Here is a 14,690-nt window from a genome sequence, read left to right on the forward strand (position 1 = left end):
ACTGGCAGGTTAGAGAAGTACGACGGCGTCAGTACTGGCCATGCCGGCACCGCCGTCCTGATCCGACGGGGGCGTCGGAGGCATGAGCTCATCGATGGCCTGGCTGAAGGTTGACCAGGCCAGATCCGTTTGTTTGCGAAGGTTGCCCAGCACCCAGTCCAGTTCATCCCGGCCGGGCGGCTGGAAGTACTGCGCGTTGCCGAACTGGGTGCCGTAGTTGACTTGAACGTTCACCCCGTTGACCTCGATGCTCAGATTCGGAATCGCTTCCAGCATCGTCTGGTAGGCCATCGCCCGGAGCAGCTTTTTGCGGATGAGTTTTTTCTGGGTATCGGTCACCGTTTCCGGCAGGGCCTGTAGCCGTACCAGCGCTGATCCTCCGTATTCGTCCTCGACGGCCCGTATATAGGGCCTCAGCGCCCAGAACGTCAGCCAGCGGTCCTGGATCGGGTAGAACCGACTAAACTCCTCAGGGGTCTTAAAAATGGCCTCAGCGAATTCGTCCGCGTAAGGCGATTCATCCCACCCCGGAAACTCATCGGGGTTTTTCGACACCAGCGTGATCAGCTCGTCCAACGACCGCCAGCCCACTTCCAGCAGCGCCCGCTCCAGCTTTTTGGTCTGGTATTCGTAGGCGGCCTTGCGGTCGGGACTCCCCGGCACGGTAATGCCGTCGTCGCCGATCTGCACCTCAGCGAAAGGCAGATACTCGGCAAAGCCAATGCGGGCGACGGCGACCCGGATCAGGTGCAGTGCCCGCTTGCGTTTGCGGTTTTCCGGCCCCTCCAGATCCTCGGGCTTTTCATCGGCCAGGCTGATCAGCTGCTCGGTCAGGGTGTCGCCCAGAAAACGCGGCAGTAGAGTTTCCTGCGTCGATTCCAGTTGCGGCAGGACGTCGTCGAGCGTGAAGCTTACGTTCACGGCTACGTACTGACGAAACTGTTCGGTATCTCCAGTGAATAAACCCATTACTTCTCTTGCTTGTCTTTCGGTTTGGTTTTGGCTTTCGCTTCCGGTGTAGCGATAATTTTCTGATCCCGGAAGCGGAACCGCAGGTTAGGAAAGCGCCTTTTCCACCCGTTGAATTCAGCCACAAACTCCAGGGGTTCGATCAGCATGCCCCGGAACGGGGAGAGCTGCTCCAGGGCAATCAGATACGCCTGCTGCTTGTCGGAGCCGCCCGAGCGTGCCCCCATCTTCTGGCCACCGGCGTAGCCCACCAGCGTCGGGTCGACGTTCAGGGCGTAGAGGATCTGGGCGGAAGCCTCGAGGTTGTCCTCAATGTATTTGCCATCTTTCATCGAATCGGTCACGGGCGTGACCGTTACGAAATCCTTGGTAACTTTTCCGTCGAGTGATACCTGAACGGTCGTAACCAGCGTCGTGGCCGCGTGATCGACGTCGGTGAGCATCTTGGTGATGCTGTCGATCCAGCTTTTGCGTAGTTTGAGCTTCTCCTCGTCCGAGGCCATCGTGTACTTATCGCCCCACAATTCCTTCCAGTAGTCCTTGTCCACTTTGACGTGGTACTTCAACGACATCTGGTTTTTCATCAGGTATTTCTTGAAGGACGGCACGGCCAGGTGCACATCCATCCAGCCTGATTCAACGATGCTGTAGTGATGCGCCAGGCTGTAGAAACGGGTGCCCGGCGTGGGGTAACTGATCGGATAAACGACGTTGTAGAAGCTGCTGTCGCGCACCCAGTCGACGCGGTCCCAGCGGTGGGGATCGAGCGCATCGACGCGTTTGGTGTTGAGGTTTTCAATCGTCGTGTGGGGCCAGTCGGCGCTGACGTACACGTAGGGCATGTTGCCGAATTCATCCATGCGGGCCCAGCGACATTCCTCGGCGTTGAGCGGGTGCATCTGCACGATTTTCTGCCGATTCTTGGAGATGATCATCTCGGGAAACCCGTTGAAAAACCAGGCCGCATCGCCGGCCATTTCCCGCAGATAAAGACTCATCATCGTCGAGGTGATGAAGGCGAGAATCTCCTGCGTCACCGGATCATTCTGGGGCAGCGGCCGGTCGATTTCTTCGCCATCATCGTTGATGTCCTCCAGTACGGCCATTATGCCCCGGCCGGTGAGCATCGAGGCTACCTTGCCCAGGGTGGCGGGAATGATGGTGCTCTTGTTGTAAAGCTTAAAAATGCGCTGCGGAAAGTCGTTGCCTTCGCCCCAGGGCATGATATCCCCGCCGGCCGTCGTGTAGCGGGCCAGGTCGGGTTGTACAATGGTCGGCGACGTGCCCGGCTGCAGGCCCGAAGCGGCTGAATTGCCGGCCGAACGATGAGGCCGGTCGTTCTCCAGGGCGAAGCTGATACCCAGCCTGGGGGATAGGGCCACATCGAAACCGTCGCCAGGGAAAAATTCGTACGCGCTCATCAAACCAGGTCCTGATTGTTGAAGTAGAGAATCAGATCGAGGTGAATGGATATGATGTCGCGGGTACCAAGGGGCTGCACGTTAACTTTCCAACCCCTGGATTTGCCGGCACGACGCGTGCTGACCAGAAACGCTTTTCGGATTTCGCGGATCTGGCCCCCGGTGCCGCGTTTGCGATCGGCTGTACAGTAGATGAGGGCAAACGGTTTAGGGCGATTAGGCCCAATCGTTGCCCGCATCTGCTGCACCATGTCCTGCACCTTGATCATGAGGTGGGCAAATTGGCTACAGGCCCAGCCCGCAGCCGCGACACCCGCGATGACGCAGAGGGACTGACTGCATCAAAGCCGTTGCATCTTCGTAGCTTTAGACAGACAAATTCAGCATCTCAATTATAATGTCCAATAAAGCACCCACGACCGATGAGGCCTTCGCTATGCTCATGACCAGTGATTATTACTGGTCGTTTACGGGTTTATCCCACCAGCATAAGCGCGTGATGCGGGTGCGATGGAGAAAGGATCAGGTGAGTGCCGAAAAAAAAGAGGAATTATTGGAGAAAGCCGGCTTCTGCATCAAGCAGGAGAAACTCTGGCAGCTTCCGGAGTAGAAAGAAGCTTGAATTTATCTACTATGGCTCTTAAAGCCAGTGATAACGATAAATATGAGACGATGAAACGGGAGACGAGAATTTGAGACTGCGATTGGAACAGATTGATAATTATGGCGACTTTTAACTAAACGTCATTCAATTCGGGCGTTTTATGATTCGGTAAAAGAGCAACAAGAAAGCAAGCTATACTGTAAGTTCGGGCCATGAACTGGATAACCCGCGAACGACCCAAGATTGACCGCCTGGCTTGCCCCTGGCTCATCAAACGATTCATCGACCAAGAAGCCACTATTATTTTTGTTCCTAATGATCAAGTTATTGCCCAAGCCCAAACCCTAAACGCAATTCCCTTCGATGTGCCAGGAGTCGAGTACACCCATTACGAGGATCGTTGCACATTCGATTATTTCCTCCAAAAACATGACCTTACCGACTCCGCTTTGCAAGCAATAGCTCCCATTGTTCGTGGGGCCGATACCGATAACCATGCTATAGCGGCACAGTCGGCGGGGCTTTGGGCCATTTCAGCAGGGCTTGCCTTCAATATCCAGGATGATCAACAACTGCTCTCCCAAGCCATGTTGATCTATGATGCCCTTTATAGCTGGGCGAAGCATCTTCAGGCAGTCAAACACACCCAAAGCCCAACCGAACAGCTCCTATTAGCGGTCTTACAAGCCTATCACAAACCAGCCAGTAAGCGAAAACTACCCGTTTGGGTGCAGGAGTTGAAGTGCTTGATTCAGGATCAGATTGATACGAATCTTTCACTCAGCCTGAATGAGTTATCGGAAAGCCTCGACGTTAATCCGGCCTATGTGTCGCGCACATTTGCCCGCTATTTCGATGACCTTTCCTTTGGCGAATATATTCGTAAGCTCCGCATCAAAAAAGCCATCCAATTGCTGGAAAATACTTCCTATACCCTAACCGAAATTGCTTATCTGACGGGTTTCTCCGATCAAAGTCACTTTACCCGCATATTCAAAAAAACGATGGACCAAAATCCGTCGGATTATCGAAAAAATAAGCAAAAAAGTAAAACCAATACAAACAGGTAGAATCTATTCTATTTTTGGCCCTATCGAGCCCGTATCCTTGTCAAAAAGATACTCATTCGATGCATAAACTGTACTGTATATGTTCAGTCGGGCCAGCGCCTAAAGCGGCCTTTATTCTTCTCTGTATTATGGCGTTATGGTCAGTAACGCCCTCAGTCAGGGTCTTAGCTCAAGCACCCTTACCGCCCACCACACCCGTATATCCACGCATGGTTGGCTATTTAGGCGTATTACATCCGCTTGTGACTTGGAATGATACGGGAACCGAAACTAATTTTGACCGCTATTATGCAGTTGGCTTTCCCATTGGCTTGAATCTATGGAAAACCAAGTTGCTTGGTTTTAGTGTAGAAGTGGTTCCGCTAGTGCGGGCTGAGCAGGGGACTAGTAAGGTCACCAACGTACTGTTTCATCCCGGTGTGTTAGTAAACTTGGGCAAAGATTATACACTAGCTACCCGGTTAGCTTTTGAAACATCGGGGCGCTATGGATTCACACCCGTACTCAATAAAATCGTACGCAAAGGTCCAACCAACAGCTACTTTGTGGCTGTACCGCTACCCGTTCGTTTCGGAAATAATCATGGCCCTTCGCTGACGGTAGGATTTCAGTTTGGTATCGTCTTCTGATTCATATACGATGGAACCGCACCTTGTTTCGTACACCCGAAGGGAGCTAATCGCTTATTTTCTGCGCTTAGGTACCGTTGGTTTCGGGGGGCCACCCGCTCTAGTCAGTGCCATGCACCGCGACTTAGTGATGGAACGTCAATGGGTCTCAGAAGAAGACTACCGAGAAGGATTAGCCTTGGCTCAATTAGCGCCAGGGCCGTTGGCGGCTCAATTAGCCATTTATATAGGCTACATTCATTATGGTGTTGCTGGAGCCACGTTTACTGGACTGGCTTTTGTGTTACCCTCCTTTGCGATGGTGCTAGGGGTAAGTTGGGCTTATGTAGAGTTTAACGGCTTGCCCTGGATGCAAGCTATCTTTTATGGCATTGGTGCCGCTGTGATTGGCATTATTGCCATTGGCACCCACAAACTAGCCCTAAAAACCGTGAGTAAAGATGCTCTGAGTTGGATTTTGTTTACGGTCTCAGCTCTGGCTACAGTTATTGCTGAACAAGAGATCCTATGGCTGGTGTTATTGTCAGGTGGTATTTATTGGTTGGTCAAAACCAGGGGGCCTATTCGTTCAGATTCAGGAAGTAGTTACGCTCCGTTGTTGCTACAACTTTTCGCCCTGCCATCTGATTCGATCCTGTGGCAATTAGCGCTCTTCTTTATGAAAGCGGGAGCTTTTGTTTTCGGCAGTGGGCTGGCTATTGTGCCCTTTTTGTATGGAGGGGTGGTAAAAGAATATGGCTGGCTAAGCGAACAACAGTTTCTGGATGCGGTCGCCGTAGCCATGATCACACCTGGCCCTGTGGTCATTACGGTGGCCTTTATAGGCTACCTAGTGGCTGGATTTTCGGGGGCCTGCGTAGCCGCCATAGCCACGTTTCTGCCTTGCTATTTGTTTACAGTACTGCCAGCCCCTTATTTCAAACGCTGGGGCAAGCATCCCGGCGTAAAGGCCATCGTGGATGGTATTACAATCGCGGCCGTAGGAGCGATAGGTGGAGCGGTAATTGTACTAGGGCGAAGGCAGTTAGTTGATTTGCCAGCATTTCTGATTGCTTTAACTTCACTTGGCTTACTGTACCGATATAAAAAGCTGTCTGAACTCTATCTTATTGGGGGAGCTGCTTTAGTTGGCTTGTTACTACGTTACATTGCCTAAAGTGCTTATTCTCAAAATACGCTCCTTTTATAAGGATAGTTGCTAGAAGTTATAGCACAGGTCATGCAGTTCGCCCTATGAATTTGAGCAGTAACCCTTTTGTATAACTTGTTGTTTATGAACGGTTATTAGCTGCAATTTCAGACTTGTAACGCTTCTTACCGCCTTTTTGAAACAAATATCGACGGTGTACTACTGAAAAACAGGCAGTTATCCGGCATATTTGAAAATAAACATTACTCTGCCACACGATGCCCTCCATGCCGCGCACTGGGGAGAAAAGCAATTGCACAGGGGGTGGGGTATGGGGCGGTAAATGAAGAGGGGTTGATCTGATGACCAACCCCTCTTTGAACCTCAGATTGTGCTTGTCTAACGGCCGAATAGGCTGTCGAAGGTGTCTCCGCTCGAGCCGAACTTATGCAGCATGTGGGCACCCGTGAGCAGCGTATCCACCGCATCGGAGAAGTGCGTGGTCTCCCGCTGATCCAGGCTCAGATTCTTCTCGTCGCTCTTATCTTTCTCGAAGCGCTGCGAGCCCTGCTTGATCTGGGCCTGCTGCATACTGATGCGCAGGAACTCGGTGTTCTCCCGGTTGAACATCGCCCGGTAGATCTGGGCATCCCCACCGCGCAGGGCACGTCCCCACAACTCATATCGATGTTCAGGCGTCGGGGTGTGGCCAATATACTGATGCTCGACGTTCCAGCCCTCACGGCCCAGGTAATCAGCAAACACCTCCATGGCCGATACGTCACTGATGGGTGAGGTACCAATAGCCGTGTGGTCATAGAAGTAGTTGACTGTACGCGTTGGGTGATGCCTATAGTACCGGCAGAACAACCTGGCCAGGTCCTGCACCCGCTCGGGTGTACGTACGTATAGCTCCTTAAGCATTCGATACTCCCGGCCAGAAGGCTGACCTACCACCAGGGTGTTGATCTTGGCGCCATAGTCAAGGGCTACATCCAGGGGCCGGTACTTATCGACGTCCAGGTCCTTGCGTGAATCGTCGAGCAGGCCCTTACCAAACTGATCCGTATTCAGCGAATTGACAAACCCGTAATCGATCAGATCATAGAAGTGGCAATCGTCGAGATCGGGATAGAACGGGTTTTCCGACAGAAAGGGCCGCCGGTTCAGGATGGCCGTATCGAAGATGAACGGAGGCAGCTTTTCGCGGAGCCGGGCAATGTTTTTCGCCCCAAAGCCGTGGATGTTGTCCAGCGTCGAGGCTTCTGAGAAAAAGACTGTATTGATCCGGGCTTTATTCCACTGCTGCTGCAGCTCAGCAATCTCCGTCAGGATGGCATTGCGCCGGGCCGGATACACCAGCAGTTTCTCGTACAGGGCGTAGATGTTGGCCCGAATCGAGAGAATAAATTGAATGCGGTCGAAGCCCAGATCTTTCCACTGCTGCTTCATCCGCTTTTCTTCCTCCAGAATCCACATGGCCGACTTCGACGTCGGCATGTCGGTACAAAACAGCAGGGAATGAAACTCGGGAATGCCACCAAAGAAGCGCTCATCGCCCCGGTTGGTCATCAGCAGTTCGTTATCGAGCTTGGGCTTATCGAGGAATTTGGCCTCGTCGCCCGCAATCCAGTGCACGGTCTTACCATTGGCCGAACCAGGCCGGTCCTGGCTGACCATGCTGGCCACGGCCCCGTTTTTGAAAAAAATGCAGTGCTCGGCCGTCAGGGGCCCAACGATCGGTTGTTTAATCCCCAGCTTTTTGGGAGGGCGCTCTCTGATCCAGAAATCCCGGCCGCGGACCATGCCCATCTGCTCCCAGCCTTTGATAACCGGCGGCAGCGTACGTTCCAGCAGCTGCAGATACGTAGCGCCCACGAAGCAACCATGGCTCCTGGGCATGACCTCGACGTTGCGGAACGTTTTGGGGGCAATCAGCCCTTCGGACTTACCGGTACCGCGGCCCCAGACGGCATACTCTTCGTTAGCGCCGACCAGCATGCTCCGCATCTGGGGCTTGTTGTAATGCTTGCTGATGACGCGCACATCGTCCGACAGGCCCAGGGCGTTCAGATCGACGCCGGCCAGACGAGCCGCGGCCGACAAATCGTCGACCAACAGATCATCCATTCGGTAGCTCTTAGGCAGGGTCTTCTGGGGCGTTGCTGCTGACATCTTCGTAATCGTCAAAAAGGTCCTCCTGCTTTTTCTTGTCGGCCGCCAGCAGCTTCTCCATCATGGTCTCCAGTGCCTCGTCGCTAATGACCTGGCCACCCAGTTGTTCGGGGTTGAAGTTGATGATGTTGAGAATCGTCGTATTCTCGACCGGCTGCTCCTCCTTATCGGCCCCAATGAGTTTGGTGTAGATCTTGCGGAAGCTGGCCAGCGCTTTCAAATCCCCACGTTCTTTGGCCAGGCGCATGTCATCCTTCAGCTCCTCAATGAGGCATACTTTTTCGAAGGCCAGGTTAGGAGCCTCCAGTACCGAAAAGAAGCGTTTGGTGTCGGCCAGGTAGTTGCGGGCCGTGCGGCTGGTAATGCCCGGAATGGCCTGCAGGACGGCATTGATCTGCTGGGTAGTTGTTGCGTACTTACCCGTATTGAGCAGCCCAAAGATGAGCTGCCACCGATCGAACTGCAGCTTCAGGTCGGCCGGCAGTTGAATTTTCTTGGGGTCGTCTTCGGCCCGGGTGTCCCGGGCCCAGCGCAGGATGAGGTCAAATTTATCCTCACGACCCGTTTTGTCATCCAGCGGTGCTAAGTCAGTCGTCATAGCTGGATGCGGTTACTCGTCACGTTTCGCCCGCAGGTGATAAACCCAGTTCGGTTTATCAGTATCATTAGCATCGGGATACCGTTTGACCAGGTGCAGCTCAACACCCTGGCGGGCCACTTTGCGCACGAACGCCCCGAGGAGCTTCTGCTCAATGTCGGGGCTAACCTCTTTGTGGGTGAAAATCAATACCGGCTCGTCCTCGTCGTCGAGGTCGATGGTAATCAGGTCTGGTTTTAAGTCCATACAGGTTACGGATTTTAATAACTATCCACACTCAGCACATGGAGTGTGGATAGCTCGAACGGCCGCCCTGTAAGGCGGCCTAATAATTGGTGATCAGAATCTCAGTTCGCCGGTTTTTCATGTTCTGACGCTCACCGATTTCAATCACGTTCAGGCCTCGCCCCCGGGCGAGCTCCAGGATGAACGGGTGATCAAATTCAGAGATCGCAAACCGGCAGTTGGAAGCCACCAGGCAGTCGAACAAATCGATGGAATCCTTCTTGGTGAAGGCTTCGTAGTTGCCACCTTTGGTATCCAGGTACGGGGGATCGGCGTAGATAAAGGCCTTTTTGTTACCCCCCGCTTCGGCGTACCGATCCCGCAGCGAGATGCGGCTGATGACCTGGCGGAAATCGCAGTTCATGAGTTGCACCCCCTGCAGCTGCTGCTGCACCTCCTTCAGCCGCATCAGCACCAGCCAGTAGGTATTTGATCTGTCAAACTTCAGGGTCGTCATGCGGCCCATAAAGCTGAAATTCGAGAAGAACAGAAACCGGGCGGCTTTCCGGATGGGATCGCTTTCGGTGTGCTGCTTCCAGTACTTCCACAGATCCTCGTGGATGGGCATCTGCTCCCAAAAATGGGCCAGCTCTTCCTTACGGTGGATGATGACGTCAAACAGATTGAAGACTTCCGAATCGTAGTCATTGACGATGTTGTGCTTGGCCCGGGGCTTGTTGAAAAACATACCACCGGCCCCGAAAAACAGGTCGATGAACAAGTCGTGGTCGGGAAAATGCGGATGGATTTTCTCGGCGATTCGCCGTTTGTTTCCTGGTCGAGTCAGGATCATTGGCTTAATTGGGTTTAGTTATCGATTGATTTTAAGTTGATCCAATCCTGGTTAGCGCATCCAGTTGCATCTCAATGGTATGCAACTCAGACTGGTACTGCGCCAGCTTTTGGGTGTACGTCTGCATCTGCTCTTCTGAAAGCGCCCCCCGGAGCTTTTTAGAATAGCGGGTGATGTACGTCCGTAGCGTGAGTCGACGCGTGACGAGCTCTTCCGGAGCCAGTTCCGCATCGACGGCCGCCACTTCGGGTAGATAGCCATGTTGGTCGTAGAAATTTCGCCGGCCGTAGATGGTGTCGAGCTCATCCTTAATGGCCAGGATTCGAAACGCCCACCCCTTCAGCTCCTCGCTTTCAGTGACCCCCGAGTTAAATTGATTACGCATCCGCTCCTTCAGAATCGTGCGTTCATCCATCAGCCGTTTCGCCTGCTCCAAACTGCTTACCAGGGGTTGTGGGTAGGCCGACTGACGCGCCTGGTGCTCGGCCGACAGCTGCTCGTGCTTAGCCTCGAGGGCTTCCCGGAGCTTCTGCCGGTTATAGTCATCGGGTCCCTTCTTGAGCATGGCCAGCAAGAAACCCGTACCCAGGTGTTTCTCGTAGAGCATGACGCCAACTTCGTATTTGGGAGCATCCAGCCAGGCGGCCAGCTCATCAAGAGTGTCTTGCATGGGACAGGGCTTTTTAACAAAGAAGCCCGGCAAAACCGGGCTTTTTTGCCATTAACACCACCTTAAGCATCGGCCTGGTCAGAACCAGTCACGACTGCTGTTTTCGTTAGTCTGAGGTAGGGCACCTGCTCAGGATACTGCAGCAGGAAAGCCAGTTCCTCGGCCGACAAGTCCGCCAGGTCGAAATCCCGCCCGGCGAACTTGATCGGCATGCTGTCGGCCAAAACCAGGCCGACGATTTGATACGGTTTTGCCTTCGTCATAGCGGATTTAGACGCCCGGCGTGAGCGGGACGGCGGCAGCGTAGACATAGATGTACGGCGTAAAGCAGGTAATCTCCAGTTCAGTGCCCCGGCCGCGACCCGACGTGGTCGTGGTTTTGAAGTTGGGCTTCACCGTGCAGAAGAAGCGGGCCGATCCCAACTGCAGCATCTTGCCGTCGGGCAATTCGACGATGAACAACAGTTTGTCGTTCTTGATGTCGTTGATGAACTGCAGGGCGTCATCGGTAATGCCCGGATAGAAGGCTTTGAAGGTCGGCTTGAAGCTCATGCCGTCCTGCTCACCGTTCGAGCCGAAGTCAACCTCACCAGTGTCCTGGGTGATGTACAGCTTGTGAAAAAGCTTGCCGGTTTTCATCACGTGGGGCGTCGTCAACACGTACTGGTTAGCCGGCGCAGCGGCCGGCGTAGCAAACGTCTTGATGTCGTCGATGCGGGCAAAATAGCAGATCTGGGCAACACCGCCCATGTTGACCTCGGTACCTTCAGGGCCCAGCAGGTCTTTGTAATCGAGTGGCACGTTCGTTAGCTGTCTAGTGTAAGTTACGGTAGACAAAACCCCCGTTTGGGGAGCCTATACGTTGTCGCCAGGCTCCCAAAAGGGCGGCTTTGTTTAGCTTTTCTTGATGACTTTGCGCAGGGTGCTGACGCCCTCTTTGACCAGTTCAGCAGCTAGTTTGGCGTCCTCGCGGAGTACATCGATGGTAATCTCCTGACCTTTCCAGCTGAAATCAGTGAGCAGTTCGTAGGTCTCTTTGCCCACCGATACGGTCGGAATTTCTACCGATGTCGTTTCCTTGTCGGCCAGCTTCTGCTTGAGCTCATCGATGATGGTAGCCGCTTCACCCAGGGCAGCAGCCTGCGATTCATTTACGTTTTTCAGAGTCGACACCTGCCGGCTCAGCTCAGCCACCTGAGCTTCTGCTTTCGTCAGGTCCTCTTTTACCAGTTTGACCACTGAAGGTTCTTTTTCAAGCGTTTCGACTTTTTTCTGAAGCTCAGCGATGGTTTTGTCTTTGTCTTGCTCGGCCATGGTAGGCGTACCGGGGTTCCGGCGGGTTAGGGGTTAGCCAGGAGGCATTTTGCCTGGCCTCCTGGCGTTGGGTTCGGTTTAGGAATAGTCGGTCGGTGCAGGAGATGGTGATTTACTCCTGGTCGTTGACGAAGAGCAGATCCAGGTCGGCAAAGTTGAAGGCCAGGATCATCTTCATCACCGTCGTGTAGCCGTGCAGGAACGGTACGATCTGACCCAGGCTGTTAAAGTCGGCCGTCTGGTCAGTGCCTACGTAGAGGTTCCGGTTCACGTCGGTAAAGAGCCGGCGCGAACCACGCATCCAGGACTGAGGCTTGAGAATCCACAGACCGTCTGATCCGAAGATGTACATGCCCGACATTTTCTTGCCCGACGCGTCGACAACCTGCATGAAGTCAGTACCGTTGGTGAACGTCGTCAGCAGGTTCTGGCAGTAGTCGTCGTACACCCCGCGGCTGCAGCGGATGATGCCGCCCAGCGCCCGGATCTCCTCGGGGATACCCAGGTAGAAGTCAGTGATCTTCCGGAAGGCGTTGGTGCGGTCGATCGTACCCGTAGCAATCTTGTTGCGGGCGGGCAGGGTGGCGTATACCTCCTTAATGATCGTACCGGGGCCTTTGGCAACGGCTTTGTTATTGATGTTCTTAAACTTAGCCGCGTGGCTCACCGGTGTCTGGCCGGCCGTAGTTGCCGTTACCACCTCGAAGTAATCCTTGTCGTACAGCAGCGTTGAGCCCACCGTGTAGGCCGTGCCGGCATCATACGGCAGGATGTCCTCCGAATCGATACCGTTGTAGCTGTTGTCGTTGATTTCCGACTGCAGTTTTTTGATCTGCTCGGCCCAGTAATACTCGGCAAATCCACCCGGATACTCTTTGGCGTTTGGCGAGAGGCCCTCAGAGAGGTACGTCTTGCGGAGCTCTTCCGGTACAATGCGGAAAATCTTCATGCCGACCCGCGGCACGAGCTTACGGATGCTGAACTTGCCAGCCAGGCCTGACGGATCGACGATCGACGTATCCAGGGGCCGGAAACCGTCGTTAGCCGCGTATTTAGGGAGGTTGCGTGGTGCGGTCAGGTTGCGCACGACGTTGAGGTCATTGACGATGTCAAGACCGTTGAACACCGACAGACGGATCTGCCGTTCATACGTCCCCGCGTAGTTACCGATCGCGGTGATGTCGTTTTGTTGGGTTACAGTTGCCACTTTCCTTTAGCTGTCTGAGTTACAATGGGTAGTGCGGCCTAAACCCGGCCGCCGGGTGTTTCCTGGGGGCCGGGTTATTTGCCTTTCAGCTTAGCCTTCTCGCGGGCCAGCTCAGCGTCGGTGTCGGAGATGTAGATGACCTGGTCGTCGCTCAGCGCTTCTTCGGTTTTCTGCACTTTAGTAGGCACCACGCCCGGCTGGTTGCCGAATTTCTCGGCCTGTTCCTTGAAGCGATCGCGCTCTTCGGTCAGCGTTGTGATTTGCGCTTGAGCCGTGGCCAGGTTGGCTACCGATTGCTCAGCTTCCTGCAGATAGGTCGTCGAGATCACTCGCACGCCTTTGATGTTGAGGCCATCCAGTTCGGTGTTGGCAGCATTCAACTGCTCGTCCGTAATGGCCGAAGCCTCCAGGCCGGCGAGGGCCGTCAGGTTCTTGTGTTTGTTGCCAAACATGTCGTCTTGGGTTTGATTGGTTGGGGTTGGTTCTGCGCCCTCAGCAGAAGCTGGAGCGGTATCAGGAGCCGGCTCGGTCGGATCAGTATCCGCTAAGGCCGGCGAAGAATCAGGGGTAGTTGAACTGGCTTTCGTGTTTTTTTGGCCAGCCGGGTTGGATTGAGCCTCGGCGAGTTCGATGACTTTGTCGATGGCCGTATTCAGATTGCCGAAGCCGTCAATCAGGCCCATCTCGAGGGCATCCTCGGCTGAATACAGCTTGCCGGTGAAGGGCTCATCTTCCTCAGTGGCCTGGATTTTGTCACCCCGGCCCTGGCGGACGGCCGCTTCGAAATGAGCAACCGACTCGTTCAGCTCCTGCTCCAGTAGTTTGGTATCGCCCTTGAGCGCATCCCGGTACGGTTTGTTTTTGTCCTTCGAGCGGGGGGCATAGACGGTGATTTCCTTAATGCCATTTTTCTTGAGGCCTTCGCTGTAGTCGCGCAGCCGGCAGAAAACGCCGATCGAGCCGATCTGGTCGGTGGGCTGGGAAGCCAGGATGTAGTCAGCACCACACGCCAGCCAGTAGGCGGCCGACGCCATCATGCCGTCATTAACGAGCACGACAGTGGGCTTGACGGGGTTACGAACCGTGTCGTAGAACGTAGGGGTTCCGCTCAGCTGCCCACCCCCTGAATCGACAAGAATCACCGCACCCAGCAAACTGTCATTGGCGTAGACCGCCTGCAGTTCCCGGGTATAGTCTTCCGTACCGTACGATCCGCAGAAGCCTTCCTTCATGATGGCCCCGCGCACGTCGATGATAGCTACGCTGTTGGCTGGGATGTCCGGATCGTCGAAGACGAGACCAGCCGAATGACTGGCACTGGCGCGGCCGGATTCAGCGGCAGCCTTCTGATAGCGAATCAGGTCACCCGCCGAAATTCGAGTACGGCCAGAGGAGGAGATTTTGGTTTTGGGCGTGAGCGCATACCCAATGGGCCGCTGCTCATCGTCGCCCACGAGCATGGAGCCGGCAAACGTACCGTCGAGGTACGCATTGATCAGGGGCAATTGACTAGCTGCAAAGCTTTCATCAATCGCCCAATCGTGTCGCAGGAGCGCCGAAAGCTGTCGGAAGTGCCGATTCATAGCCCGAAGCTCCCGGTTTGGCCCTAGGCCAGCCGCGACACCCGCGATGACGCGTTTAGGGATTTCGGTGTAACTTGCATTACCAGGCCGGCGTACTGGTCGGCCGCGCCTAATCGCCTAACCTCAAAGAATGCTACCATCGTAACCTTCGCTTCGATCCGTCGGGGCCGTCACCGTATGCCATATCTAATTCCAGGAGCCCTTCGCGCCCTGCCTGCCCAAACGCCCCGCGACCGCATCGGC

17 protein-coding genes are annotated in these 14,690 nt (G+C 54.4%); 4 read left to right on the top strand and 13 right to left on the bottom strand.

Translation table 11 applies throughout. The annotated features are described in order from the left end of the window. Positions 1-9 precede the first annotated feature (9 nt). From DYU11_RS21025 to DYU11_RS21035, 3 genes are read right to left on the bottom strand one after another with little or no spacing between them, the layout of a single operon-like run. The gene (locus DYU11_RS21025) at positions 10-969 is read right to left on the bottom strand and encodes a DUF6712 family protein (RefSeq protein ID WP_119669696.1); all 960 of its coding nucleotides are present in this window, start codon (positions 967-969) and stop codon (positions 10-12) included. Further along, the gene (locus DYU11_RS21030; RefSeq protein ID WP_119669697.1) at positions 969-2,390 is read right to left on the bottom strand and encodes a hypothetical protein; all 1,422 of its coding nucleotides are present in this window, start codon (positions 2,388-2,390) and stop codon (positions 969-971) included. The genes DYU11_RS21025 and DYU11_RS21030 overlap by 1 nt, the downstream gene beginning before the upstream one ends. Beyond that, positions 2,390-2,659 carry a hypothetical protein gene (locus DYU11_RS21035; RefSeq protein WP_119669698.1) on the bottom strand — a complete coding sequence of 90 codons (270 nt, stop codon included), beginning with the start codon at positions 2,657-2,659 and terminating at the stop codon, positions 2,390-2,392. Before DYU11_RS21035 ends, DYU11_RS21030 begins: the two co-directional genes overlap by 1 nt. A gap of 128 nt (positions 2,660-2,787) precedes the next feature. On the opposite strand from DYU11_RS21035, the gene DYU11_RS21040 reads away from it, so the two are divergent. The 4 genes from DYU11_RS21040 (at position 2,788) to DYU11_RS21055 (ending at position 5,849) form a co-directional block, all read left to right on the top strand. Then, the gene (locus tag DYU11_RS21040) at positions 2,788-3,000 is read left to right on the top strand and encodes a hypothetical protein (protein WP_119669699.1); all 213 of its coding nucleotides are present in this window, start codon (positions 2,788-2,790) and stop codon (positions 2,998-3,000) included. Positions 3,001-3,206: 206 nt separating this feature from the next. Further along, positions 3,207-4,064: a chromate resistance protein ChrB domain-containing protein gene (locus tag DYU11_RS21045; protein WP_119669700.1), complete on the top strand. Its 858-nt coding sequence runs from the start codon at positions 3,207-3,209 to the stop codon at positions 4,062-4,064. A 209-nt stretch (positions 4,065-4,273) separates the two neighbouring features. After that, complete coding sequence (locus DYU11_RS21050; RefSeq protein WP_229365968.1) at positions 4,274-4,693, top strand: hypothetical protein; 420 nt, start codon at positions 4,274-4,276, stop codon at positions 4,691-4,693. Positions 4,694-4,703: 10 nt separating this feature from the next. After that, the gene (locus DYU11_RS21055) at positions 4,704-5,849 is read left to right on the top strand and encodes a chromate transporter (RefSeq protein ID WP_119669701.1); all 1,146 of its coding nucleotides are present in this window, start codon (positions 4,704-4,706) and stop codon (positions 5,847-5,849) included. Positions 5,850-6,221: 372 nt separating this feature from the next. Here the strand turns inward: DYU11_RS21055 and DYU11_RS21060 are convergent, their stop codons facing one another. The 10 genes from DYU11_RS21060 to DYU11_RS21105 all read right to left on the bottom strand — a co-directional run bounded on the left by DYU11_RS21060 (position 6,222) and on the right by DYU11_RS21105 (position 14,447). Then, positions 6,222-7,997, bottom strand: a complete 1,776-nt coding sequence (locus DYU11_RS21060) for a hypothetical protein (protein ID WP_158600333.1) — start codon at positions 7,995-7,997, stop codon at positions 6,222-6,224. After that, positions 7,963-8,595 carry a hypothetical protein gene (locus tag DYU11_RS21065; RefSeq protein ID WP_119669703.1) on the bottom strand — a complete coding sequence of 211 codons (633 nt, stop codon included), beginning with the start codon at positions 8,593-8,595 and terminating at the stop codon, positions 7,963-7,965. Before DYU11_RS21065 ends, DYU11_RS21060 begins: the two co-directional genes overlap by 35 nt. A gap of 12 nt (positions 8,596-8,607) precedes the next feature. Then, complete coding sequence (locus DYU11_RS21070) at positions 8,608-8,841, bottom strand: hypothetical protein (RefSeq protein ID WP_119669704.1); 234 nt, start codon at positions 8,839-8,841, stop codon at positions 8,608-8,610. A gap of 79 nt (positions 8,842-8,920) precedes the next feature. Next, the gene (locus DYU11_RS21075; protein WP_119669705.1) at positions 8,921-9,673 is read right to left on the bottom strand and encodes a DNA adenine methylase; all 753 of its coding nucleotides are present in this window, start codon (positions 9,671-9,673) and stop codon (positions 8,921-8,923) included. Between the two features lie 31 nt (positions 9,674-9,704). Then, positions 9,705-10,343: a hypothetical protein gene (locus DYU11_RS21080; RefSeq protein ID WP_119669706.1), complete on the bottom strand. Its 639-nt coding sequence runs from the start codon at positions 10,341-10,343 to the stop codon at positions 9,705-9,707. 62 nt (positions 10,344-10,405) lie between these two features. After that, positions 10,406-10,606, bottom strand: coding sequence for a hypothetical protein (locus DYU11_RS21085; protein WP_119669707.1), 201 nt, complete (start codon positions 10,604-10,606; stop codon positions 10,406-10,408). Positions 10,607-10,613: 7 nt separating this feature from the next. After that, the gene (locus tag DYU11_RS21090) at positions 10,614-11,144 is read right to left on the bottom strand and encodes a hypothetical protein (protein WP_119669708.1); all 531 of its coding nucleotides are present in this window, start codon (positions 11,142-11,144) and stop codon (positions 10,614-10,616) included. A gap of 93 nt (positions 11,145-11,237) precedes the next feature. Then, positions 11,238-11,657: a hypothetical protein gene (locus DYU11_RS21095; protein ID WP_119669709.1), complete on the bottom strand. Its 420-nt coding sequence runs from the start codon at positions 11,655-11,657 to the stop codon at positions 11,238-11,240. A 112-nt stretch (positions 11,658-11,769) separates the two neighbouring features. Next, positions 11,770-12,864 (bottom strand): hypothetical protein, encoded by a 1,095-nt coding sequence (locus DYU11_RS21100; protein ID WP_119669710.1) that lies wholly within the window; start codon positions 12,862-12,864, stop codon positions 11,770-11,772. Between the two features lie 74 nt (positions 12,865-12,938). Continuing rightward, entirely contained in the window at positions 12,939-14,447 is a 1,509-nt protein-coding gene (locus DYU11_RS21105) for a S49 family peptidase (RefSeq protein WP_119669711.1), read from the bottom strand. Positions 14,448-14,690: the final 243 nt, after the last annotated feature.

It is taken from the genome of Fibrisoma montanum (assembly GCF_003583365.1).
Taxonomy (GTDB): domain Bacteria; phylum Bacteroidota; class Bacteroidia; order Cytophagales; family Spirosomataceae; genus Fibrisoma; species Fibrisoma montanum.

What these genes read in the sequence shown, in the direction of transcription:
- DYU11_RS21025 (WP_119669696.1), bottom strand. Translation starts at nt 969, where the DNA reads ATGGGTTTATTCACTGGAGATACCGAACAGTTTCGTCAGTACGTAGCC.
- DYU11_RS21030 (WP_119669697.1), bottom strand. Translation starts at nt 2,390, where the DNA reads ATGAGCGCGTACGAATTTTTCCCTGGCGACGGTTTCGATGTGGCCCTA.
- DYU11_RS21035 (WP_119669698.1), bottom strand. Translation starts at nt 2,659, where the DNA reads ATGATCAAGGTGCAGGACATGGTGCAGCAGATGCGGGCAACGATTGGG.
- DYU11_RS21040 (WP_119669699.1), top strand. Translation starts at nt 2,788, where the DNA reads ATGTCCAATAAAGCACCCACGACCGATGAGGCCTTCGCTATGCTCATG.
- DYU11_RS21045 (WP_119669700.1), top strand. Translation starts at nt 3,207, where the DNA reads ATGAACTGGATAACCCGCGAACGACCCAAGATTGACCGCCTGGCTTGC.
- DYU11_RS21050 (WP_229365968.1), top strand. Translation starts at nt 4,274, where the DNA reads ATGGTTGGCTATTTAGGCGTATTACATCCGCTTGTGACTTGGAATGAT.
- DYU11_RS21055 (WP_119669701.1), top strand. Translation starts at nt 4,704, where the DNA reads ATGGAACCGCACCTTGTTTCGTACACCCGAAGGGAGCTAATCGCTTAT.
- DYU11_RS21060 (WP_158600333.1), bottom strand. Translation starts at nt 7,997, where the DNA reads ATGTCAGCAGCAACGCCCCAGAAGACCCTGCCTAAGAGCTACCGAATG.
- DYU11_RS21065 (WP_119669703.1), bottom strand. Translation starts at nt 8,595, where the DNA reads ATGACGACTGACTTAGCACCGCTGGATGACAAAACGGGTCGTGAGGAT.
- DYU11_RS21070 (WP_119669704.1), bottom strand. Translation starts at nt 8,841, where the DNA reads ATGGACTTAAAACCAGACCTGATTACCATCGACCTCGACGACGAGGAC.
- DYU11_RS21075 (WP_119669705.1), bottom strand. Translation starts at nt 9,673, where the DNA reads ATGATCCTGACTCGACCAGGAAACAAACGGCGAATCGCCGAGAAAATC.
- DYU11_RS21080 (WP_119669706.1), bottom strand. Translation starts at nt 10,343, where the DNA reads ATGCAAGACACTCTTGATGAGCTGGCCGCCTGGCTGGATGCTCCCAAA.
- DYU11_RS21085 (WP_119669707.1), bottom strand. Translation starts at nt 10,606, where the DNA reads ATGACGAAGGCAAAACCGTATCAAATCGTCGGCCTGGTTTTGGCCGAC.
- DYU11_RS21095 (WP_119669709.1), bottom strand. Translation starts at nt 11,657, where the DNA reads ATGGCCGAGCAAGACAAAGACAAAACCATCGCTGAGCTTCAGAAAAAA.
- DYU11_RS21105 (WP_119669711.1), bottom strand. Translation starts at nt 14,447, where the DNA reads ATGAATCGGCACTTCCGACAGCTTTCGGCGCTCCTGCGACACGATTGG.